Annotated in this window: 21 protein-coding genes and 1 riboswitch; of the genes, 13 read left to right on the top strand and 8 right to left on the bottom strand. The window is 35.2% G+C overall.

The features are described 5' to 3' along the window. Positions 1–41: 41 nt before the first annotated feature. Together F7888_RS00530 and ku are read right to left on the bottom strand one after the other, a co-directional pair. Positions 42–1,877, bottom strand: coding sequence for a DNA ligase D (locus tag F7888_RS00530; RefSeq protein ID WP_191776090.1), 1,836 nt, complete (start codon positions 1,875–1,877; stop codon positions 42–44). Position 1,878: 1 nt separating this feature from the next. Beyond that, complete coding sequence (ku, locus tag F7888_RS00525) at positions 1,879–2,769, bottom strand: non-homologous end joining protein Ku (protein ID WP_191776087.1); 891 nt, start codon at positions 2,767–2,769, stop codon at positions 1,879–1,881. A gap of 142 nt (positions 2,770–2,911) precedes the next feature. Between ku and F7888_RS00520 the strand changes: the two genes are divergently transcribed. From F7888_RS00520 to F7888_RS00505, 4 genes are all read left to right on the top strand, one after another. Next, entirely contained in the window at positions 2,912–3,547 is a 636-nt protein-coding gene (locus F7888_RS00520) for a DedA family protein (RefSeq protein WP_191776084.1), read from the top strand. Between the two features lie 238 nt (positions 3,548–3,785). Next, complete coding sequence (locus F7888_RS00515; protein ID WP_191776081.1) at positions 3,786–4,580, top strand: TerC family protein; 795 nt, start codon at positions 3,786–3,788, stop codon at positions 4,578–4,580. Between the two features lie 147 nt (positions 4,581–4,727). Next, a complete protein-coding gene (gene sigI, locus F7888_RS00510; RefSeq protein WP_191776078.1) occupies positions 4,728–5,468 on the top strand; it encodes an RNA polymerase sigma factor SigI in 741 nt (246 codons plus the stop codon). Next, entirely contained in the window at positions 5,465–6,595 is a 1,131-nt protein-coding gene (locus F7888_RS00505; RefSeq protein WP_191776075.1) for an anti-sigma factor domain-containing protein, read from the top strand. Before sigI ends, F7888_RS00505 begins: the two co-directional genes overlap by 4 nt. A gap of 47 nt (positions 6,596–6,642) precedes the next feature. Here the strand turns inward: F7888_RS00505 and F7888_RS00500 are convergent, their stop codons facing one another. Continuing rightward, entirely contained in the window at positions 6,643–6,831 is a 189-nt protein-coding gene (locus tag F7888_RS00500; protein WP_191776073.1) for an alpha/beta-type small acid-soluble spore protein, read from the bottom strand. A gap of 122 nt (positions 6,832–6,953) precedes the next feature. Then, positions 6,954–7,895: a magnesium/cobalt transporter CorA gene (gene corA / locus F7888_RS00495; RefSeq protein WP_191776070.1), complete on the bottom strand. Its 942-nt coding sequence runs from the start codon at positions 7,893–7,895 to the stop codon at positions 6,954–6,956. Positions 7,896–7,996: 101 nt separating this feature from the next. On the opposite strand from corA, the gene F7888_RS00490 reads away from it, so the two are divergent. Then, complete coding sequence (locus tag F7888_RS00490; protein ID WP_191776067.1) at positions 7,997–8,563, top strand: DNA-3-methyladenine glycosylase I; 567 nt, start codon at positions 7,997–7,999, stop codon at positions 8,561–8,563. A 16-nt stretch (positions 8,564–8,579) separates the two neighbouring features. Here F7888_RS00490 and F7888_RS00485 read toward each other — a convergent pair whose 3' ends face one another. Next, on the bottom strand, positions 8,580–9,284 hold the full coding sequence (locus tag F7888_RS00485; RefSeq protein ID WP_191776065.1) for a DUF1836 domain-containing protein: 705 nt from the start codon (positions 9,282–9,284) through the stop codon (positions 8,580–8,582). A 153-nt stretch (positions 9,285–9,437) separates the two neighbouring features. Here F7888_RS00485 and htpX point away from each other — a divergent pair, with 153 nt between their 5' ends. The 4 genes from htpX to F7888_RS00465 all read left to right on the top strand — a co-directional run bounded on the left by htpX (position 9,438) and on the right by F7888_RS00465 (position 14,397). After that, positions 9,438–10,316: a protease HtpX gene (gene htpX, locus F7888_RS00480; protein ID WP_191776062.1), complete on the top strand. Its 879-nt coding sequence runs from the start codon at positions 9,438–9,440 to the stop codon at positions 10,314–10,316. 160 nt (positions 10,317–10,476) lie between these two features. After that, positions 10,477–11,838, top strand: a complete 1,362-nt coding sequence (locus F7888_RS00475) for a TrkH family potassium uptake protein (protein ID WP_318246209.1) — start codon at positions 10,477–10,479, stop codon at positions 11,836–11,838. Between the two features lie 161 nt (positions 11,839–11,999). Then, entirely contained in the window at positions 12,000–13,244 is a 1,245-nt protein-coding gene (locus F7888_RS00470; protein WP_191776056.1) for an MFS transporter, read from the top strand. A 16-nt stretch (positions 13,245–13,260) separates the two neighbouring features. Beyond that, on the top strand, positions 13,261–14,397 hold the full coding sequence (locus F7888_RS00465) for a zinc-dependent alcohol dehydrogenase (protein ID WP_191776053.1): 1,137 nt from the start codon (positions 13,261–13,263) through the stop codon (positions 14,395–14,397). 45 nt (positions 14,398–14,442) lie between these two features. On the opposite strand, the gene F7888_RS00460 is transcribed toward F7888_RS00465, so the two are convergent. Then, the gene (locus F7888_RS00460; RefSeq protein WP_191776051.1) at positions 14,443–14,799 is read right to left on the bottom strand and encodes a DUF3905 domain-containing protein; all 357 of its coding nucleotides are present in this window, start codon (positions 14,797–14,799) and stop codon (positions 14,443–14,445) included. 164 nt (positions 14,800–14,963) lie between these two features. Between F7888_RS00460 and F7888_RS00455 the strand changes: the two genes are divergently transcribed. Next, positions 14,964–15,119, top strand: coding sequence for a hypothetical protein (locus tag F7888_RS00455; protein WP_191776048.1), 156 nt, complete (start codon positions 14,964–14,966; stop codon positions 15,117–15,119). A 20-nt stretch (positions 15,120–15,139) separates the two neighbouring features. On the opposite strand, the gene F7888_RS00450 is transcribed toward F7888_RS00455, so the two are convergent. Then, entirely contained in the window at positions 15,140–16,903 is a 1,764-nt protein-coding gene (locus tag F7888_RS00450; RefSeq protein WP_191776046.1) for a B12-binding domain-containing radical SAM protein, read from the bottom strand. Positions 16,904–17,303: 400 nt separating this feature from the next. Between F7888_RS00450 and F7888_RS00445 the strand changes: the two genes are divergently transcribed. The 3 genes from F7888_RS00445 (at position 17,304) to F7888_RS00435 (ending at position 22,605) form a co-directional block, all read left to right on the top strand. Then, the gene (locus tag F7888_RS00445; protein WP_191776044.1) at positions 17,304–18,317 is read left to right on the top strand and encodes a 2-oxoacid:acceptor oxidoreductase family protein; all 1,014 of its coding nucleotides are present in this window, start codon (positions 17,304–17,306) and stop codon (positions 18,315–18,317) included. Beyond that, complete coding sequence (locus F7888_RS00440) at positions 18,318–20,612, top strand: thiamine pyrophosphate-dependent enzyme (protein WP_191776041.1); 2,295 nt, start codon at positions 18,318–18,320, stop codon at positions 20,610–20,612. A gap of 202 nt (positions 20,613–20,814) precedes the next feature. After that, the gene (locus F7888_RS00435; protein WP_191776039.1) at positions 20,815–22,605 is read left to right on the top strand and encodes a methyl-accepting chemotaxis protein; all 1,791 of its coding nucleotides are present in this window, start codon (positions 20,815–20,817) and stop codon (positions 22,603–22,605) included. Positions 22,606–22,635: 30 nt separating this feature from the next. Here F7888_RS00435 and mtnK read toward each other — a convergent pair whose 3' ends face one another. Further along, entirely contained in the window at positions 22,636–23,805 is a 1,170-nt protein-coding gene (gene mtnK, locus F7888_RS00430) for an S-methyl-5-thioribose kinase (protein ID WP_191776036.1), read from the bottom strand. A gap of 90 nt (positions 23,806–23,895) precedes the next feature. Further along, a riboswitch (SAM riboswitch) is annotated at positions 23,896–24,049 on the bottom strand. Between the last annotated feature and the right edge of the window lie 32 nt (positions 24,050–24,081).

Below are 24,081 nucleotides of genomic sequence, written 5' to 3'. Positions count from 1 at the left end.
AAGAGGTAAGAGGCTGTTCCATGGAATTTTGGAACAGCCTCTTACTTATTTTTCAAAAATTCTAAAACAGGTTTGAAGGGTTGGATTTCTTTCGTTCTGAAGAATTCTTTAAATGGGTCACCGAGAGTATTTATTCGATTTATAATCGATTCGATCGAAAAAGGTTCAATGGTTAAATCCTCATTTACTTCATCCCAATAGAGCGGGGTGGCGATATAAGCTCCTTCATTTCCGCGAACAGAATACGGAGCAATAATCGTCTTGCCTTCTGCATGTTGAACATAATCAACATAAAGTTTGTTACCTCGATTTTTTTTCAGACGTTCGATCGTAAAGTAATCTGGCTCTTTGTTAATAAGGTAATGAGCAATAAATTCTGTGAAAACTCTTGTATCTTCATAACTAAATGTGTTTTCAGGTAATGGAATATAGAGCTGTAAGCCTTTGTTACCAGATAACTTAATAAATGATATTAAATCTAATCCATCAAATACCTCCTTAAGGATTAATGCCGCTTTAATTGCTAAGGGAAATTCATTTCTTGATGGTGGATCTAAATCAAATACAATTTCTGATGGACCATTTGAATGAATTGTCTGAAATGGAATGTGAAATTCAAATGCTAATTGATTCCCGAGCCAAGCTAATGTATCGACATTATTACAAACAATATAGTCTATATCCTCATGACGAACCTTTTTAATGAAAGCTGGTGCATAGTCAGGACAATTTTTCTGATAAAAGGATTCTCCATACATACCGTGTGGATACCTGATAACTGTCAGCAATCGATCTTTCAAAAATGGGAGCATATAAGGTGAAATCTTTAAGAGGTAATCTAAATAATCTTGCTTTGTGATATGTCTTTCTTTCCATAGAGGCTTCTCCGGATGCGAAATAATCACTTGAGTCGAAATATCCATTTTTCTTTGGAGATTTTCCCACGTACATTCTGACCAATCGATATCAAATTGAAATTTAGAAAAGCTTGGTTGGCGAAGTTGTTCTTTGTAAAGTTCTAAATAAAGAAGTTCTACACAGATCCCAGGATTGACGCTGACATAACCAATCTTCGTTCCTTCGTGCTGATTTTGCCTGATGACTTGTAATAGTGCATCTCGTTCTTCAGAAGCTAATCCGTTTGAAAAAAGCCCAATTTCATAAATTTCTTTATCTCTTAGTACGGAGACATGAAAGAAGCCATTTGCTTGATCATACCCAGTGATGAAAAAATTGCCCCTTTGCCAATTTTTAATTTTATACCATGAGGTTGTTCTCTTTCCTTCTTCCCATGGACTATTTCTTTTTTTTGCAATGATTCCTTCAGACTGCTCGGCCTGAACCTTTTCCCAAATTTCTTGAAAAGAAGAATGGTATGGAATAAGTTGAAGTAGCTGATTTTGCTGAATATCAACTATCTTCATTAAATTGTGCTTTAGAAATAAATCTTCTAACTGTTTTTTTCTATTTATAAAGGGATCCGTCATAATCGACTTATCTTGAATCAGTAATAGGTCAAAAGCTAAGAAGTGAGCAGGCTTTATAGCCGATGTTGCTGCTATTTTTTCTTTGTTTTTCAATCTGCCACGAATTTGGATTTGTTCAAAGCTTGCTTTATAGGAGGATTCTAGAATACAGACTTCCCCATCAATAATAAGTGGGAAGTCTTCTGAAAATAGTCTTTCTTGATCACGGCAATATTCAATGATTTCAGGGAATTGTTCATTTAAAAGGTTTCCATTTCGACTAATTAATTCAATCCGTCCATGATCCCAATATAAAAGAGTACGAAAACCATCGTACTTTATTTCATATAGCCAGTCAGAGCCTTTTGGTGCTTCAAAAATAAGAGTAGGTAGCATCGGCCTTAATTTCATGTTAGCTGCCTACTTTTTTCCTTGTTGTTCTAACCTTTGGACCTTTCTCTCCAGTGGATTTCATTTCTGAAACATTTGTAGTAGGAACAGGTTGTTTCTTAGAAGGGGTGTTTTCTTTTCCTTTTGTACGTTCAATACTAGCTTGGAGAGCGCTCATTAAGTCAACAACATTCGATCTTGGTGCAGTATCATTAGCTGTTGTACCTTCATTATTATTGACTTTTGTTTGAATTAAGTCGAGTAAAGCTGTACGATAATCATCCTTGTATTTTTCAGGTTCAAAATCAGTAGTTAATTGATCAATTAACATGATGGCAGTTTCTAGCTCTTTATCATTTATTTCAACATTCTCTGGTACTCCAGGTACTTCTTCTACATTTCGAACCTCATCTGGATAATGAATGGTTTCCATTACTAGGCTGTTTTTATACACTCTAATAATCGCCATTTGTTGCTTTGATCTTATCGTAATTTCTGCAATCCCAATCTTCCCAGATGTTTTTAAAGCTTCTCTTAATAATCCATAAGCTTTACTACCATTTTCTCCAGGTCCCATAAAGTATGAGCGGCTGAAATAAATCGGATCAATATCCTCTAAATTGACAAAATCAACAATCTCGACACTTTTATCTTCATGTTCATCCTTGAGCTCTTTTAACTCTTCATCAGTTAATATAATAAATTTTCCTTTTACATACTCATATCCTTTGACAATGTCTTCGTTGGAAATATCTTTCTCGCAATGTGAGCATACTTTCTCGTACTGTATCGGAGTATGACATTCTTTGTGTAGATTTCTTAACTTTACATCCTTGTCTTCAGTTGCAGCAAAAAGCTTAATAGGTATATTCACTAATCCAAAACTAATGGAGCCTTTCCACATTGTATGCATATTTATGTCCCCTTACATAATAGTCTTAAAGTAGTTTCACCAATTCTTAAGAGTGAAATGATGGTAATGACATCCAACTAGCGTTTTTTTCGTATATCTGTTATTGTAAATACAAATTTCAATTTTTTTGAAAGGTGTTTTTATGGAGCATATTATTATTTCAATTGTAGAGTTTTTAAAGCAACTATCTTATTTTGGTATTCTATTAGCACTAACTATTGAATTTATTCCTGCTGAAGTTGTTCTTCCGTTAGCAGGTTACTGGGTATATCAAGGTGACATGAACCTTTGGCTAGTTGTTTTAGCAGGGACTGTGGGGGGAACCTTTGGACCGTTAACGCTATATGCATTGGGGCGTTTTGGTGGAAGACCATTATTATTGAAATATGGAAAATATCTATTCATAAAGGAAAAGCAGCTTGCTAAAGCAGATGATTTCTTTGAAAAGTATGGTGGTTCGGTTGCTTTTACTGCACGGTTTTTACCAGGAGTTAGAACACTAATTTCTATTCCATGTGGTATGGCAAAAATGAATGTGATCACGTTTTCGGTTTATACATTTTTTGCTATGCTTCCTATTACTTTTTTATATGTCTATCTAGGCTTTATCCTTGGTCCAAGGTGGGAGGATGTAGGAGCACTTGCTAATCAGTATTTACTACCAGCTGGTGGATTAGTCGTTGTTGGATTGGCAGTCTGGTTCTATTGGAAGAAGAAGAGACAAGCAAATAAAAAAGAAATTATCTCATTTAAAGCATTCAATACTAGAAAAAAATAATTGACAATAAGTAAAAGTGGTATTACAATTAACCTAACATTAAATATGATAAATTCTTCCAGTTCAAAGGGGAGTAGCGTTCGAGGAAACTCGAAAACAAAGTCGTCATTTCGTGGATCATATCCTCCGGCTTTGTTGACACAGTTAATTGTGTTTAGCAAGACCTTTGCCATTAATGGCAAAGGTCTTTTTTGTGTTCATATTACATGTAAATAAGGAAATAGGGGGAGAGAATTTCATGGATGCTTCAATTATATTAGAATATGGGTGGGTACTACTTATACTTATTGCACTAGAAGGTATATTGGCAGCTGACAATGCGTTAGTAATGGCAATCATGGTTAAGCATTTACCTGAAGAAAAACGAAAAAAGGCATTATTTTATGGATTAGCAGGAGCATTTGTATTTAGATTCGGGTCATTGTTTGCCATCTCTTTTTTAGTAAACCTTTGGCAGGTTCAGGCAATAGGGGCAATCTATCTTCTATTTATCGCTATTAATCATCTAGTTAAGAGATTTATGATTAAGAAAGATCAACATGAAGCGAAAGAAAAAGAAAAAAAGAAATCGGGCTTTTGGATGACTGTTGTAAAAGTAGAGTTAGCAGATATTGCGTTTGCAGTTGATTCTATTCTAGCAGCAGTTGCTCTAGCAGTGACACTACCAGCTACAAATCTACCTAAAATCGGCGGATTAGATGGTGGACAATTTGCCGTTATATTTGCGGGTGGTTTAATCGGACTAATTATTATGAGATTTGCTGCAACCCAATTTGTTAAATTACTGCACCGTAAGCCAGGATTAGAAACGGCCGCCTTCTTAATTGTTGGTTGGGTAGGTGTTAAATTAGCGGTATATACATTAGCACATCATGAATTGGGCGTGATTTCTGAAAGTTTTCCTAAATCAGCAGAATGGAAAATTACTTTCTGGGTAATCTTACTTGGAATTGCAATTGGTGGCTGGTTCTTGTCAAAAAATGAGACAGAGGAAAAACAAGAAGTTGAGTTAAAAAAAGTTGAAAATCAGTAAGAAAAAAGTTCCGTTTGGAACTTTTTTTTTGACTGAAATAGGTGAAAAGTCATGCTCTTTTTTTCACTTAAGAAAATATTACTATTGAAAGCCCCCACAAAAATAGGCTAGTATTACGAATAGTATATTATGAACTGAGGTGAAACCATGCTAAGTTTATTATTTAAGCTTGGGAGGAGCAAGAGTTCGCTTGAAGATTCAGTAATTAGAATCCAAAACGGTGATAAGGCTTTACAAAACGAGCTTATAGAAAAGTATAAACCATTCGTTGCCAAATCGGTATCATCCGTATGCAAAAGGTTTATCAGTGAACAAGACGATGAGTTTAGCATAGGTCTAATCGCATTTAATGAAGCCATTGAGAAATATTCAACAGATAAAGGTAGTTCCCTGCTATCTTTCGCTGATTTGCTTATAAAACGTAGAGTGATTGATTTCATACGTAAAGAAGCACGTGTGAAAACAATCAGGATGGATTCCACAGACATCGAGGATGACAGTTACTTTACAAAAATTGAATCAAAACAATCAATAGATCAATTTCAACAATCGATTGAGCAAGAACAAAGAAAAGATGAGATTGTGAGATTCCAAAAAAAGCTGACGGAATTTGGTCTTTCCTTTAATGAGATTGTTGATCAATCTCCAAAGCATGCTGATGCCCGGTTAAATGCCATGACAATTGCAAAGATTATTGTAGAGGATGATTCCCTTAGGTCTAGTCTCTTTGAGAAAAAACAGCTTCCTGTTAAAAAATTAGAAAAAGTGGTTGATGTTAGCCGTAAGACCATTGAAAGAAATCGTAAGTATATTATTGCCATGACGTTAATCTTATCTCAAGATTATCTATATCTCAAAGATTACATTAAGGGGGTGCTAGGTGAGTGAAAAAAGGGATTGTAATGAGCATTGATGAGGATTTTCTCACAGTTTTAACAGCTGAGGGAGAATTCTTGAGGGCAAGAAAACAAGAGGATGTTGAGATTGGCGAGGAGCTTACTTTTTTTCCAGTTTCATTATCAGAAAAGACAAGAAGTAGAAGCTGGTTCAATGTAAAAGCAAAGAGAAACGTATTTTCAGTAATAGGTACACTTGCTGCAATTATATTAATTATAACGTTTATCCCAATGTTTGCTACAACAAAACAAGTGTATGCTTACGTCTCAATTGATATAAATCCTAGCTTGGAAATTGGTGTCGATGATGAATTACAAGTACTAAGTATTACCGCCTTAAATCAAGATGGTGAGAAATTATTATCCACTCTGCCAAAGTGGAAAGAAAAGCATATTGATCTTGTCTCTAAGATGATTATTGATCATAGTGTTGAAAGTGGCTACTTAGACCAAGGTGATGAAGTATTGATCACGACAGTGGTCAATGACGCTGTTGTAAAAGCTCAGGATGACATAATAGAGGTAGATCTTCAACAGTTTGGAGAAGAGTATCAAAAAGAGAGCAATATTGTTGTAACGACGATCCATTCTACTAAGGAAATTCGTGAGAAAGCTAAAAAACAAGGTGTATCCACTGGGAAGCTAATCCAGCAGGAAAAGAAGGAACAAGAAAAGGTCAAAGAAGAGGCTGTTCAAAAAAACGTGACACAGCCACAAAAAACTCAGCCAAAAGCAAATGTTCAAACAACTGGTACTAGCCAGAAATCCACTGAGAACGAACAAAAGAGTGAAAAAAAAGAATCTCCACCAAAAAAACAAAATGTAAGTAACTCGACTAAAAATGAAAAGCAGAAAAATGAAAAAAATTCTACTAAAGACAAAAAGTATGTAGAAAATGAAAAAAATAAAAAACAAAAAGAGAAGCATCAGAATCATCATAAGAATTCTAAAGAACAAGCAACAAAAGAAAATAAAGGACCCAATCATGGAAACAAAGATAATAATGGGTCACAGCATAAGAAAGATAATAATAAAAGACCCGATCATGCCAAAGGAAAAGGGAACAATCATCATAAAGAAGTCCCAGCCAATTGGAATAGAAATAAGGATGGAAAATAAAGAGCCGAAAGGAATTCCTTTCGGCTTGAGCCATATATATTAAATTTTTATTCCCCTCTTAATTGAGCTTGAGCTTGTGAAACTAAACGCTTAGTGATTTCTCCTCCAACAGAACCGTTTGCACGTGATACGGTATCTGATCCAAGCTTCACTCCAAACTCTTGGGCGATCTCATATTTGATTTGATCTAGTGCCTGTTCAATCCCAGGGACAAGTAATTTATTTCGATTAGCCATGCTAACAACTCCTTTTTATAATTAATTGGTTGTTCCTTTATAGTATTAGAACTAAATGAATTTCAATACTGGTAATGGCTGTATATATAGAAACAATCTTCTAACATAGCGATAAATCCCTGTTATATCCAGCCCTTTCGTTTGAACCAAATATACATACCAATACTAACTGCCGCCATTAATCCTAATGTCATGAAGTATCCATAGCGAACATTTAATTCAGGCATATAGATAAAATTCATCCCATATATTCCAGCGATAAAAGTTAAGGGAGCAAAGATTGAAGTAATAATTGTTAAAAATTGCATCACTTTATTTGTTTGATGTGCATTAATCGAAAGATAGCTATCTCGAATGTCAGAGGTAATTTCACGATTCGAAGAAATCATTTCTGATAATTTGAGCAGATGGTCATATATATCTCCAAAATACTCTTTCCGGTTTCGTATGCCAATAAGATGATTCGAATTCAGCATACGATATAATAAATCCCTCATAGGATCAATCGTGTGTCTTAGATTTAATAATGAGTGTCTTGTATCGAATAATTCATCAAGAACAATATCCATTTTTTCTTCACTGTTATTTTCAATCGTATCTAACTTATCTTCAATTGAATAGATGAATGGGAAATATTGGTCTACAACCTTATCTAAGATATGATAAAATACAGCATATTCATCCCATTTTTTTATATTCTCTCGCTTAATGATTTGATTCCAAACATGGTTAACTTCAAGTGAATCATCAAAATGAAAGGAAACGATATAGTGATCTCCGATAAAAAAATTCATTTCCTCTTTAACAAGGTTTGTTCTCAACACATGAGTTACAAAAAAAGTATAATCCTCATAATAATCCAGCTTTGGTCGCTGCAATCTTTGAGTGCAATCCTCAATAGCCAAAGGATGAAATTTAAAGGTATAATCTAAATGGCTGATTTCAGTCTCGGTAGGTTTATTAAAATCAATCCAGCACCAGATGAAATGAGAAGATTGAAAATCTGTGATTGGGAAATTAGTAACAACCTTATATTCATGGGTTATTCCTAGAGTTTGTATCATGAGAATAAGAACTCCTAAAGTTATATTATGAAATGACTCATAGGTAATAGTGTTTCCGTTATATAGAAATTTAATTAGAATTTGAATGGAGGGTATGTAAGATGAATAGATGCGGATGGGTAAATGATGACCCACTCTATATCAACTACCATGATACCGAGTGGGGAAAGCCAGTATTTGATGACCGTTTGTTATTTGAATATCTCAATTTAGAAGGTGCTCAGGCTGGTCTTAGCTGGTACACGATATTGAAAAAAAGAGAAAATTATCGTGAAGCATTTGATCATTTTGAGGCAGGCAAGATTATTCAATATGATGAGAAGAAAATAGAAGTGCTGCTTCAAAATAAGGGGATTGTACGAAATAAACTAAAAGTTAATGCTGTTGTCACAAACGCTATAGCCTATTTAAAGGTTCAAGAGGAGTTTGGCTCTTTCAGTGATTATATATGGTCCTTTGTAGATGGAACACCCATTCAGAATCATTTTAACAGTTTGCAAGAGATTCCTGCCAAGACAGAATTGAGTGATCGGCTAAGTAAGGATCTGAAAAAGCGTGGATTCAAATTTGTTGGTTCAACGATTTGTTATGCTTTTATGCAAGCTGTAGGGATGGTAAATGATCATGTTAGCACTTGTGATTTCAAACATAAAAAAAATGAGGGATAGCTTGCTACCCTCATTTTTATAGTTTTTTTATGTAGTCCTTAGCTTTTGATTGAAAGCACGACGAGAAGATGGCTAATACAGAAATGGTAAGGATATTCTCGACGATCTCTTGATGTTCATTATCAATATGTAAGCCAAGGATCATCTCTGATGCTTTTTCCTTTATCGTTGTTTCTAACTCGTGACTCATGTCTTGTTTATACAAGTCATTGAAGATATCGGAATAGCATTTGTAAAAGTGGACTGGGTCGATAATATCATCTGATCGATCAACTGGATTATTAAAGATCATTGTCAAAACTTTACGGATTGAGTCAAAGTCTAGTATGGCCTTTAAATCCTCAACAATAAATAAGATAGCAGCTTGGTCAATAGAATATTTCTTCCCATGTAAGGGAGAGCCAATAAGCTCTTTCACATCTCGCTTTACCCAATTTTGAATGGCTGTAGATGTAACCATTGCAAATTCAAGATGATTACCTAAACTAGCAATTTCATTAATAGACAATCCAGCGGATTCTGGTGTAAATTTTGTTAATTTTGCAAGTAAAGGTGATAGCATCGTTGGATGAAAAGCCTCCACATTTATCTGTTTATTTATGATAATTTGTTTTGTTCTCCAAGCCTCTTCTAACACGTTGGTGGGGGTTGGATGATGGTTATCCCTTAAAGAAAGTAGTAACGAAGCGAGTGTTTTACGAGTAAATTCAAATGTTTCCATCATGCACCTCGCATAATATTAGATAGTATTATCGTAACGATTAATAAATTTCTAGTCAATACTCTTAAATCAAGGGTGAAAATATTTGCATTTTTTGTTTTTTCACCTTATAATAAGTTCATATGAACTTAAAATTAGGGGTGGATTACAAATATGGGGAAAAGGATCTTTTTGCTTATTGCTACTAATATTTTAGTAATGATTACAATTGGAATTGTTCTTTCTATTCTACCGATTGGGAACTATATCCAAAATGGTCAAATCGAATTTACATCACTATTAGCTTTTAGTGCAGTAATAGGTTTTACGGGTGCTTTTATGTCACTTGCAATGTCGCGCTGGATGGCAAAAATGATGATGGGTGTCAAGGTCCTTAAAGAAGGAGACTCATTAACACATCTTGAACGAGATTTAGTAGAAAAGGTACACAGACTATCACGTGCTGCTGGTTTAACTAAAATGCCAGAAGTAGGAATCTATAATTCACCTGAAGTAAATGCTTTTGCAACAGGTCCATCGAAAAGTAAATCACTTGTTGCAGTTTCAACTGGTCTATTACAAACAATGGATGAGGATGCAGTTGAAGGGGTCCTAGCTCATGAGGTTGCTCATATTGCAAATGGTGATATGGTTACAATGACACTCCTACAAGGGGTTGTAAATACATTTGTTGTCTTCTTTGCGCGTATTGCTGCTTGGGCAGTATCTAGGTTTGCGAGAGAAGATTTAGCTCCAATCGTACATTTTATTGCAGTGATTATCTTCCAAATCATGTTCTCAATCCTTGGAAGCTTAGTTGTTCTTGCCTATTCAAGATATCGTGAATTTCATGCAGATAACGGAGGAGCTGACTTAGCAGGGAAAGATAAGATGATTCACGCATTAAGATCATTACAAAACTATACAGGTAGAGTTAATAATGAACAAGCTTCTTTAGCAACATTGAAAATTAATAATAAGAAAGCTAGCAGTATGCTGTTTTCAAGTCACCCTGATTTAAATGAGCGTATCAGACGCTTGGAAGCAAAGTAATAGATGAATGAAAGCCCTAAAAGGAATGTCCTTTTAGGGTTTTTTATCATTTTATGAGTGAAAGAATTTATTAAATTATGCACAAACTACCTTTAAAAATATTTCTATTTTCTATATGATAGGTAGGTAGTAAAAAATAATGTTGTTGTTATAGTTAGGAATGAAAAGTATGTGGACTAAATTTATCGGGATATTAAATAAATTAACACCTGCCCAATTAATTGTCATTTTCTATTTTATTGCTGTTTCTGTCTCAGTCATTTTATTAACTCTTCCAGTTGCTCATAATCCTGGTGTTGAAGTTAATTTCATTGATGCGCTATTTACTGCAGTTAGTGCTGTAAGTGTGACAGGGTTATCTGTCGTTTCAATCGCAGATACCTTTAGTGTAACAGGTGTCTTTTTATTAGCTTTTGTTCTTCAGTTCGGTGGAATCGGAGTAATGGCACTAGGGACATTCATTTGGTTAGTGATGGGGAGGAAAATTGGCTTAAGAGAAAGAAAGTTAATTATGATTGATCAAAATCAAACGAATTTATCTGGTTTGGTTAGTTTGTTAAAACATATACTCATCATCATGCTAGTTGTTGAAGCATGTGGAGCACTTATACTGGGGACTTACTTCTTGAATTATTTTCCAACCTGGCAAGAGGCTTATCTACATGGTTTCTTTGCTTCTGTTAGTGCAACTACAAATGGAGGATTTGATATAACAGGTGCTTCACTTGTTCCATTTGCTAATGATTATTTCGTACAATTTATTACCATGTTATTAATAACACTTGGGGCAATAGGTTTCCCGGTATTAATTGAAGTGAAAGACTTTTTATTTTCTAAGGAAATGAAAAGATATCGCTTTTCTTTATTCACAAAATTAACGACGTTAACTTTTTTAATGTTAATCGTGTTTGGAATGTTGATGATTCTCATCCTGGAATTTAACCATTTCTTTCATGGAAAGTCTTGGCATCAAACGTTTTTTTATGCACTATTTCAATCTGTAACGACGAGAAGTGGTGGCTTATCTACAATGGATATAGGTCAATTTACTGATTCAACCCTTCTAGTGATATGTGGACTTATGTTTATTGGTGCGTCACCAAGCTCTGTGGGTGGAGGAATTCGAACCACGACATTTGCGTTAAATATTTTGTTCTTGTTTCATTTTGCAAGAGGTAAAAAAAATATAAAGCTGTTTAAACGTGAAATTCATCATGATGATGTTACCAAATCCCTTGTTGTTACGATGATGGCCATCCTTCTTTGTTTTAGTTCAATGGTTATTTTGTCAATCACAGAGCCATTTTCTCTTCTAGAAATCCTTTTTGAAGTTTGCTCTGCATTCGGAACGACTGGTCTATCAATGGGGATTACACCATACATGAGTGATATTGGGAAAATTATAATCATGATTTTAATGTTTATTGGTAGGATTGGGATCCTCTCCTTCTTATTCTTAATAAGTAAAAAAGCGGTTGATCCAAATTATCATTATCCAAAAGAGAGATTGATTATCGGGTAAATCATTATAAATACCAGCAACTTCATTTTTAATGAAATGAGGGAGCTGGTATTTTTTATTATCATTAGAATTATCAAAATACTTTTGAGTTCACATATCTTTACTTTCGATAGGTAAACTACATAAGTAATAAAAAAATGACTTAAAGAGGGAATGGATTAATGGAGTATTCAAAGAGTATTTCCTACAATAAACAACAACAGAAGCAACATAAGCAAACTGGGAAACGTTGGGCCATTGTTTCAATTTCATCAATCCCTTTAGTAATGACCCTTGGAAACTCTATGTTAATACCAGTACTTCCTACATTTGAACGTAAACTAGGGATTAGTTCTTTTCAATCAAGTATGATTATTACGGTCTATTCAATTGTTGCGATTATCCTCATTCCATTAGCCGGTTACTTGTCTGACCGTATAGGAAGGAAAAAGGTCATCATACCAAGTCTACTTATCGCTGCCATAGGCGGATTAATTGCAGGCTGGGCTTCATGGAAATTGACTGATGCATATCTATTTATCCTAATTGGACGAATTCTTCAAGGTGTTGGAGCTGCAGGGGCTTCTCCAATCGTACTTCCTTTAGTTGGTGATCTATTTAAAAATGAAGAGGAAGTTTCGAGCAGTCTTGGGATAATTGAGACTTCAAATACATTTGGAAAGGTATTAAGTCCAATTTTAGGTGCTTTTTTAGCAGGTGTAATCTGGTACTTACCGTTTTTTGCATTTCCAGTCTTTTGTTTAATTTCAATTTTAATGATGCTATTTTTAGTGAAATCACCAAGGAAAAGCGAAGTGCTTCCTTTCAAACAGTTTATATACAAAATAAAAATGATTTTTAAAGAAAAAGGAAGGTGGATATACGGGATCTTTTTTATTGGTGGTATTCTGATGTATGTTTTATTTGGAGTATTGTTTTTTTTATCAAGTATGCTAGAAGATAAACATGATATACATGGTATTCATAAAGGCTTGGTACTAGCGGTACCACTTGCTGCATTATGTCTTTCATCTTTTATTACAGGAAAAAAGATTAACAAGAACAAGGTATTAATGAAATGGATTTCTTTCATTGGCACTGTATTAGTAGCTTTATCTGTTTTTGTGATTAGTTTTTCAGACAATATTTGGTTTCTCCTTTCTGTCTTTTTCTTTTGTGGAGTTGGTATAGGGGTCAGCCTACCCTGTCTTGACGCGTTATTAACAGAGGGGATTGAAAAGGAAGAAAGAGGAACAATAACATCTATCTATAGCTCGATGAGGTTTGTAGGTGTTGCAGTTGGTCCTCCGGTATTCGCAATATTAATGAAAAAATCTGAGTTGTTTATGTTTTATTCAACCACAGCAATTTGTCTACTTGCAGGAATCATCTCATTGTTTTTTATTAAACCTACACAAAAAAGCTAGGAAAGGAAGTTAAAAGATGAAGGCTGTTACTTATCAGGGCATGAAAGATGTAAAAGTGAAAAATGTACCAGAACCATCAATTAAGGAACGTGAAGATGTGATTGTAAAAATCACAAGTACTGCGATATGTGGTTCAGATTTGCACTTGATTCACGGAATGATGCCAAATATGCCAAAGGATTATATTATTGGTCATGAGCCTATGGGGATTGTGGAGGAAGTAGGACCAGATGTAACGAAGGTGAAAAAGGGAGATCGTGTCATTGTTCCATTTAATATCTCCTGCGGGCAATGCTGGTTTTGTCAGCATGAATTAGAAAGTCAATGTGATAACTCCAACCCTCATGGTGATGCAGGAGCTTATTTCGGTTACTCAGAAACTTTTGGTGGGTATCCAGGTGGACAAGCGGAGTATTTACGTGTTCCTTATGGGAATTTCACTCCATTCTTAGTCCCTCAAGATTGTGAACTGGAGGATGAAAAGCTCTTGTTTTTATCTGATATCATCCCTACAGCTTATTGGGGTGTAGATGATGCAGGTGTAAAAAAGGGTGATACAGTTATAGTCCTTGGCTGTGGTCCAGTGGGGTTACTTACTCAAAAGTTTGCATGGTTAAAAGGTGCAAAAAGAGTAATTGCAGTAGATTATATTGGTTATCGTCTAGAGCATGCGAAAAGAGTAAACAAAGTTGAGGTTGTTGATTTCACAAAGATTGATCATTGTGGGGAGTACCTCAAAGAAATAACCAAAGGTGGCGCAGACGTTGTGATTGACTGTGTTGGCTTAGATGGTAAAATGACGGTCGTTGAAATGGTTGAATCTGCATTAAAGCTTCAAGGTGGAGCGATGGGAGCGATTGTTCTAGGAGCACAATGTGTTAGAAAAGGTGGTACGTTACAGCTAGTTGGGGTATATGGTACAAGATATAATCAGTTTCCACTAGGTGACCTTTTCGCCAGAAACATTACCTTGAAAATGGGACAAGCTCCAGTTATTCATTATCTACCTGAGCTGTATAAAATGATTGTGGATGGTACCTTTGATCCAACAGATATTATCACACATAGGTTCCCGTTAGAAAAAGCAGCTTATGGATATGAAGTGTTTGATGAAAAAAAGGACGATTGTATCAAGGTGATCTTGAAACCATAAAAAAACAAAACGGGATAGAACCCGTTTTGTTTTTTTGCAGTGATTTTAATCAGTGCTTTTAGAAACATCCTTTGTTGGATGCATAAAAGGAACACCCTGAGGTGCTTGATTTTGTTCGAGTAGTTCACGGTTTTCACTAGTATTCCATCCGATATCATTTGTTGGATGTACCCATTCATCTCCTGCCATAATAGAAGGATCAACGTCATCACTCCATTGATTTAATGGAGAGTTAGGTGAATTATAATGACTATCACCGATGACAACGCCATGCTCATTGACAAATGGTTGCTCCATCTTAATACCTGTCCCCTTGAATGAAGGAGCATTGATTTGATGAGGCTGTGTCTCATCTAAAATCGGAGAGTCCAGTGACTGTTTCTTATTCTCTTTTTTCGACATATTATCCCTCCTATTCACTTTTAGTATGAGCAAACAATGAGGATTTATGATGGTATTGTGACTCCTTAGTCAGTCATCATTAAAAATTCTGCTGTATGATGACAAGGGCAAATGAACAAGATAAGGATGTTGATTAAAGTAAATGAAAGAAAGTGGGAGATTTAATGAAACGTAAAGTAAAACGTGACGCAGCAAGAAAAAGTAATTTTACCCCTACTGAAAGTATGCCTGATACTGAATTCGCTGCAGAGGCGACCGCTGAGGAACCAATAAAAGGTGCAAACCGTAATTCAAAAAAAGGAAATAGTACAGGTGAGTAAAAAGAAAAAGCGCTAATAACCTAATTAGGTTTTAGCGCTTTTTCAGTGGGTTCACTATAGAACATAGAAACATGCTTAATTGGTTCAAAATAAATAATGACATTTGTTGATTTAACTATGAGTATTCCAGTGTTTAAATAGTGATTAAGATCAAACGGGAATTTCTCAACAATCGTATGCTTGTATAAGTCCTTTTCATTTAAATTCAATTCCACATACTCTTGACCTAGAAGCTCAGGATTCTCAAGATATTGCTGATACACCTTTGAACGCTCATCCTTAGCAACAGGCTCATCCCACCAAGACTTACGAGGCTTATATTTCTGATGTAGATAATAATCATATTTCATCAAGCCCTCAATAAGCTTCATTTGGTCTATTTGTTTTGTTTCAAGGAAGCTAAGTAATCGTGTGAATAAATCCTCCAGCTGATGGCCAATTCTCGACCATCCTTGAAGATCCCAGAATGTCCCGAACTCCTGGAAAAAGTCAAAAGGAGTCTCAAATACATTAGTCACTAAATATTCAATGGTATGATTCATACGATGATCATTCCAATACTTTTCGAGGACATCCTCGACTTGTTTAATACGAGTGATATCATCAAATGAGAGCACATTATTACCTAATATTTCATAAGGAGAATGGTCCATATAAATATACTGATGCTGATCAGCACGTAATCTCAAGCCTGTCCCACGTAACATTTTTAGAAATCCTAACTGTAGTTCCTCAGGACGCATGGCAAACACATCATTAAAAGTGTTTTTAAATGAATCATAATCCTCTTCAGGTAGGCCTGCAATTAAATCAAGATGCTGATCAATTTTTCCGCCTTCTTTCACCATCGTGACTGTTCGAGTAAGCTTACTAAAGTTCTGTTTCCTCATGACTAACTCATTTGTCGCATCATTTGTTGATTGTACACCGATTTCAAATCGGAATAGTCCAGGAGGTGCTTGTTCATTTAAGAACTGTATCACCTCAGGTCTCATGATATCAGCTGTAATTTCAAATTGAAATACTGTGCCTGGAAGATGTTCATCGATTAAAAATTGGAACATTTCCATTGCATAGCTACGACTAATATTAAACGTTCGATCAACAAACTTTATCGTCTTTGCCCCATTAGCCATCAGATAACGAATGTCGTCTTTTACCTTCTCACGATCGAAATAGCGTACACCAACTTCAATCGATGACAAGCAGAATTGACATGAAAACGGACAACCACGGCTAGTTTCAATATAGGTCACGCGTTTTGAAAGATGCTTCTTATCCTCTTCAAAACGAAATGGAGAAGGAAGATCCTTCAAATTAAGCTTATTCCGTTGAGGATTAATGATTTCTTTTTCGCTAGTCCGGTAACCAATTCCACTAACCTGCTCAAAGCGTCGTTCTTGCTCTAATTCGGTTAATAATTGTTTAAAGGTTTCTTCACCCTCACCTATAACAATAAAATCAACTTCTGGAAGTCTTTGTAACCATTCCCTCACATCATAGGAGACCTCTGGACCTCCTAAAACAATGACAATAGATGAATCTATTTTTTTGAGCATTTTTACAATTTTAATGGTTTCTTCGATATTCCAGATGTAACAACTAAAACCAATAACGTCAGGTTTTTTACTATATAAGTCAGTGACAATATTCATTGCCGGATCCTTAATTGTATATTCAGCTAATTCGATATCAAACTCTGGTGCTGCATATGCCTTTAAAAAACGAATCGAAAGACTTGTATGTATATATTTGGCATTTAATGTACTTGCTATGACTTTCAAGTTGAATCTCCTTTCTCGTGAAACGGTTAACAAGTTATCTTAAATCTTTCATGATAACTTATTAATTCTATCACATTATTCACGAAAGAAAAGGGAAGTTATACGTGGAAAAAGAATGAAGGAAGAAAAACCAATATATAAAGCGCATTCAAAGATAAGGAGAACATTTTTAAGCTTGCATAAAGGATTCTGTTATACTTTTTAGTTTAATCTGTTATACATTTAATTCCTCATTGAAAACGATGGTATTTGTGATAATATGTGACGAATTAAATTGTGTATTATTTAAAAACGTAAAGTGTTTGTTTTTTGTCACATCATTTTTACAGCAATTTTTATAAAATAGAAAATAGAAAGAAAATGGAAGGTTGATTAACAGAACATAGTAGGGGGAGCTGGAATGTCAATTTTACCGAAGAAAAATAAGCTTGGATTTTTTGAAATTAGATTGGAATCAATTGGTGGTCTAGGAGCGAATTTGGCAGGAAAAATGCTAGCAGAGGCTGGTGTGTTGGGATTAAATCTAAATGGTTCCAATTTTTCTTCATATGGTTCTGAGAAAAAGGGATCTCCTGTTAAAAGCTTTATACGTTTCTGTGATTCTGATACTGAAATTCGTGATCATAGCCCAATTGAAGAACCACATGTGATTGGAGTATTTCATGAAGCATTGTATAAGATGGTTGATGTTGTAAGTGGCATGCCTACAGATGGGATTGTATTAGTTAACTCGACACGAGGCTTTGATTCTATCAAGGATGATTTGAATATTAAATACGGTACCCTTGCAATAATTGATGCATTGGGAATAGCAGTAGAAGAAAAAACAAAAGTAAATACAGCAATGCTGGGGGCTTTATTTAAAATTTGTGATTTTCTTGATGCAGATACAATGCGAGATGTTATTCGAAAAACATTTGAGAAAAAATATCCTCATCTTGTTGAACCGAATATTCGTACCTTTAATAGAGGGTATGAAGAGGTACAGTTTAAGAACTATGATATCTCACTAAATGTAGAGAAAAAGGACTTTGAACGGTCACTGAGTTTATTAGGATATGAAACTCAAGAAATCGGTGGTGTGATTCTTGCAAATGGTAATAGTATTCTCAAAGACTTAAGTGGGTCACGTCAAGGCTTTATTCCTCGACTTGAAATGGATAAATGTATTAGCTGTGCTGCTTGTGATACTGTCTGTCCTGATAATTGCTTCGTTTGGGAGGAAGGAGAAGATAAACGTGGCCGTAAACAGATGTTTCTTAAAGGCATTGACTATCAATATTGTAAAGGATGTTTGAAATGTATCGAAGCATGTCCTACCGTTGCATTAACTGAAATGAGAGAAGAAAGCGGTTACGTAGACGCTCACCGAGTTCCACATAAATTCCCATTACTTGTTGGAGGTGCAATCTAAATGGCAACATTAGAAAATCAATTAACAACTCTAGAAAAAGCAGAACAAATAATAACGTTTGAATCTGGGAATGAAATGGCAGCAATGGCTGCTGCTCAAATCAATTATCATATTATGGGTTATTTTCCGATTACTCCTTCAACAGAAGTTGCGCAATATTTGGATATGATGAAGGCAAGAGGTGAACATGATATCAAATTGATTGCTGCAGATGGTGAACATGGTTCAGCTGGCATATGTTATGGAGCGGCGGTAACGGGTGCAAGAGTATTTAATGCGACAAGTGCTAACGGGTTAATGTATATGCTTGAACAATTACCTGTACAGTCTGGGACTCGCTTCCCAATGGTTATGAACCTAGTCACTAGGTCGATCAGTGGACCATTAGATATAAGAGGTGATCATTCAGATCTATACTTCGCCTTAAATACTGGTTGGGTAATCCTGTTAGCTCGTACCCCTCAAGCAGTGTATGATATGAATATAATTGCTCTGAAAATATCCGAGAATCATGATGTAAGACTACCAGTCATTGTTGCCTATGATGGCTTCTTTACCTCGCACCAAAAGAGAAAAGTTCATTATTTCAAAGATCGTAAAGTTGTTCAGCAGTTTGTCGGAGAGGCTCCAACAAATTATCCACTCGTCCGTGATCCGAAAAATCCTGTAACCATTGGTGCACATATGAATGGCGATGATTTAATTAATAATAACTTTCAACAATCAGAAGCGTTGTATAAAGCTATTGAAGTTTATGAGAAAGTAATGCAAGAGTATGTTGCAATATCAGGAAGAGAGTATCCTGTATTAGATCTATATGAAATGGAAGATGCTGAGGTTGCATTATTTCTATTAAATTCAGCATCAGAATCAGCAAAAGATGTTGTAGATGATTTGAGAAGAAGAGGAATCAAAGCTGGTGTAATCAGTCCGAATATCATTCGTCCTTTCCCATCAGAACAAATTCGAATCGCCTTAAAGAATGTAAAAGCACTCTTAATTGGAGAACGTGCAGATTCTTATGGTGCAAATGGTCCCAATATGACACATGAAGTTAAAGCAGCTCTACAAGAGGACCAAGACAATAAAACCATTGTCTTGAGTAGAGTATTTGGTGTTGGTGGTAAGGATTTTTATCCAGATGACGCAATGAACTTTTTTAATATGGCAATAGATGCAATGAATAAAGGGTATACAAACAATCCATTTGATTATTATGGTTACCAAAAAGGTGAAGTCGAAAATAAGCAGAAACCTGTTATGGAACCTTTACAAGGAGACAGCTTTAAGACAGGTTTAATACAAGTAACACAGGATGAGCAAACGAAGAAGCTAAAAGTAAGAATTCCACCCATTCGTGCATTAACATCAAAACCTAAGCGATTAGCCTCAGGTCATGGTGCATGTCCAGGGTGTGGGATTTTTCCTGGATTAGAATTGTTCTTCAAAGGAATAGAAGGAGATGTTGTCGTCTTATTTCAAACTGGCTGTGCTTATGTAGTAACGACTGCTTATCCATATAGTTCACATAAACAAACAACGATTCATAATTTGTTCCAAAGCGGACCAGCAACATTATCAGGAACGGCTGAAGCCTTCTTTGAGTTGAAAAGACGAGGTGAAATTAATGTCTCTGATGATGTGACCTTTGTGATGATTACTGGTGACGGTGGAATGGATATAGGAATGGGCTCTGCCATTGGTACAGCACTTCGAAATCATAAGCTAATTATGCTCGAATATGATAATGAAGGTTATATGAATACCGGCTCGCAAATGTCTTATTCAACACCAATGGGGCATATGACGAGTACGACGGGTGTAGGGAAAACACAAAGAGGGAAGGCATTCCACCATAAAGATACTGCACAAATTATGGGGGCTACAAATATTCCCTATGTCTTTACAGGAACAGAAGCATTTCCACAGGATTTAATAAAGAAAGCAGCTAAAGCCCAGTGGTATGCCCAAAATGTTGGAACTGTATATGGAAAGATCTTAATTACATGTCCATTAAATTGGAAATCAGAGGAGCGTTTTGGTGAAACCATCATGAAAGCCGCCGTGGATTCTTGTTTCTTCCCATTATATGAAATTGAACAGGGAGAAACGACGATCACATATGACCCTGAAGCCAAAAAGAAACGAATTCCTGTTACAGATTGGTTGAAGTATATGGGCAAATCAAAGCATTTATTGAAAGATGAAAATAAAGTAATGCTTGAAGAGTTTGAGCTGGAAATTGAGCGAAGATGGTTAAGGTTAAAAGCAAAACATGAACAACCTTTATTATAATATTTGAAAAAATAAGTAGATTTTTTAAATCTACTTATTTTTTTATTTAAATTTTCAGAGTTCGAGCCGATAATAGCTTTAAGGAAAACATTTAAGCGAATTTTGTCAAAATTCATCATATTATTTCAAATTACGACAAAGTGCGCTATAATGTAATGAAATTATACAATTCAAAGTTTTACGAAAAATAGGGGGCAAAAAAATGAGGAAGATTTCAGCTTGGATAACGAAAACCCTTGCTAAAATGAAACAAAATAATAGGGAAAGCAAATTACATAACAAGATTCTCAAATTAAAGGCATGGAAAAATTTAAAAATAGGGCAAAAGTTCGCAGTTGCGTTTTCGATTACAACTATATTATTTGCCATTTCATCAGTAATTATCTTCTTTCAACTATCAATGGTACAAAATGAAATGAAAAATGTTCAACAAGATGGAGATAATGCGATTATCATTACAGAAATGGCTACTACATTTCAGGAATTAGGAAGTGAAGTAAGGTTATACATACAATCTAATGATATTAAGCACTTAAATGGTTTTGAATTAAAAAAGACAGAATTTGATGAGCAGATTAAGCAAGTAGAGGCAGCGATGGAAACAGAATCAATGAAAAAAATGTATTCATCAATTGTTAATAATAAGGAAATATTAGTTGCGTTATTTAACGAGTCAGTTGTCCCTGCAGTTAAAGAACAGCAAATGATAGAGAGCAGGAAATTTGCTACTCAATCAGATGAGTTAATTAGTCTTAATTTAAGTCTATTAAATGAATTGAGAGATAGTTTGAAGACTCAAAGTAGTAACTCTGTTAGCAATGCTACATCTAGTATAGGTGCTACTATTTTTGTTCTTATTGCTTCTATTGTGATTGCGACGATCATTGGAATTTCCATCATGCTCTTTATTAGTAGACAGCTGACAAAACAATTTACTAACTTAATAGATGTCTCAGAAAACATTGCAAAAGGGAATCTTAATGTTGATGAAATAGAGGCGTCTGGCAAAGATGAAGTGAGTGTGTTAAGCCGTGCGATTAATGAAATGCGTAATAGCTTACAATCAATGATCCAAGAAATTACAGCTGTTTCTACACAGGTTACTGAAAAAAGTGAGATTTTAACCGTTTCTTCAAATGAGGTTAAAGCTGCTAGTCAACAGGTTTCATCGACAATGCAAGAGTTATCTACTGGTGCAGAAGAGCAAGCAAATACTGCAAACCTATTAACAGAATTGATGGAGAATTTTACGAACCGTATTCAAATAGCAAATAGTAATGGTCAGCATATCAACCAATCATCTGTTCAAGTACTAGAGATGACCCAAAAAGGGAATTTATTTATGAATGAATCTACAGAGCAAATGAATAAGATCAATGAAATTATGAAAACTTCTGTAGAAAAAGTTAATGGACTAGATACACAGACAAAGCAAATTTCAACGCTTGTCAAAGTAATTAAAGATATTGCAGATCAAACAAATTTACTTGCACTAAATGCAGCCATCGAAGCAGCCAGAGCCGGAGATCATGGAAGAGGATTTGCTGTTGTAGCAGATGAGGTTAGAAAGCTTGCTGTGCAAGTGGCAGATTCCGTTTCTGATATTACAGATATTGTTGGTAGTATTCAACAGGAATCAAAAAGTGTGGCGGATTCATTACAACTTGGATATAAAGAGGTTGAAATTGGTACGCAGAAAATTGATATAACAGGGCAAACCTTTAGCGATATAAATGTAGATGTTACAAAGATGGTAGACAATATTAAAGGGATTTCAGAGCATCTATTAGAAGTAACGAATAATACTGTTGAGATAAATAGCTCGATTGAAAACATCGCTTCCGTTTCTGAGGAATCAGCAGCTGGAATTGAACAAACATCGGCATCAGTACAGCAAACAAATAGTGCGATGGAGAATATCTCAGAACATGCTGAAGTATTATCTGAGCTGGCAGTGCAGTTAAACACAATGATTTTGAAATTCAAATTATAGAAATCTACAAAGTGAAAAAAACAGTAAGCTCTATGAGACTACTGTTTTTTTTGCGTAGTTGTTAATATATTCATTAATATGCTTTGTTTCACTAAAAGTCCTTCTGTTTGTAATTAATTGTTGTCCTAATGATAAGGCATAGCGCTTTGCTTTGAGTCGGGCTGTTTTTTCAGTAATTTGATCTAAAACTGTAGCATGAGCTACATTGGTTGTTTGCCTAATAAGTTCACATCCAGCAAACCCAATGGCATCCTCAAATATTTCCTTTACTATTTCGTCAATAAAACCATCGACTGTTGAATATATTTCCTGATTTCCATTCATCCATAATTCTCTGAAGGTGTCTGTGAACACTTGCCATGTACAGTCAATATGGTCTAATAAAGTCTGGCGATCAGCTTCATTTTGTGAGATAGCTAGGATAATTAAATGTGCCATAAATTGACCAATATCATAGCCAAAAGGACCATAGAAAGCAAAGCTTGGGTCAATTACCTTTGTTTCAATATCATTAGCTAAGATATTACCAGTATGTAGGTTTCCATGTATAAGTGCATCAGCCTGTGTGAGAAATTTTCGCTTAAGATTTCCAACCTCAATTTTCAACTCCTGATTATTCAAAATCTGTTGAACATCCTTCTCCAAATCCACTGCTAGGGGAGGTGAATCGATATTAAAAAAAGGAATTGAAAAAACAAGCTCATCTGTTAATTTACATGACTCAGATTTAATAAATGTGTGGAGCAATTCTTTCTTTTTCTTAGAGCCTAAAGCAAAGTCAGAAGTATAAAACAGTGTTCGTGCTAGATATGTACCAATATGCTTTGAAAGGGAGGGGAGGGACTTTCTTTCGATGAGTCCTTTACGAGAAGTTTGCAAATGAGATAAATCCTCCATCACTGTTACTGCTAGACTAGAATCATGGTAATACACCTTAGGAACGAATTCTGGAACACTATTCCCTGAAATAAATAATGAATTTCCTTCTATTGATGCATCCAGGATAGATTTAGCTTGCTTAATGATGATTCCTCTTTTGTTTTTTTCATCTATGATACGAAATAAAAGATTTGAATGACCATCATCAAGTTGATATGAAGTTAAAGCGGCATTTTCTTCGAATAGCTTTAGTCTTTTAGCTAAGGCAATAGCGGTATTATCGGTTAATGGTTTATAAGATGGATTAGTTGTAACGGACATATTATGACCTCCAAAAAAGTATGATAACAGTTTTTGAGGCTAAAAAAGCCTCTTCCAGTTTGAAAGAGGCTTGAAGTGGTCACTTCTCACCTCTTATCTGCCAGAAAGTAATTACTTTCTGTTGGAATTAGCACCGTGCCTTGTTTTCGGCTCATTATAAGTAATGCGCCCCATTTCACAATGGTATTACGGTCGGTTGCTGGGCTTCATCGGGCCAAATCCCTCTGCCTGCTCTTGATAAGAGATACATATGTATTTATTTCTTTTAAATTTCAG

Origin of the sequence: Litchfieldia stipae (assembly GCF_014837155.1) — a bacterium.
Lineage (GTDB): Bacteria > Bacillota > Bacilli > Bacillales > Bacillaceae_L > Litchfieldia.
The sequence above is the reverse complement of the archived record's forward strand: the minus strand, read 5'-3'. Positions and strand labels throughout refer to the sequence as shown.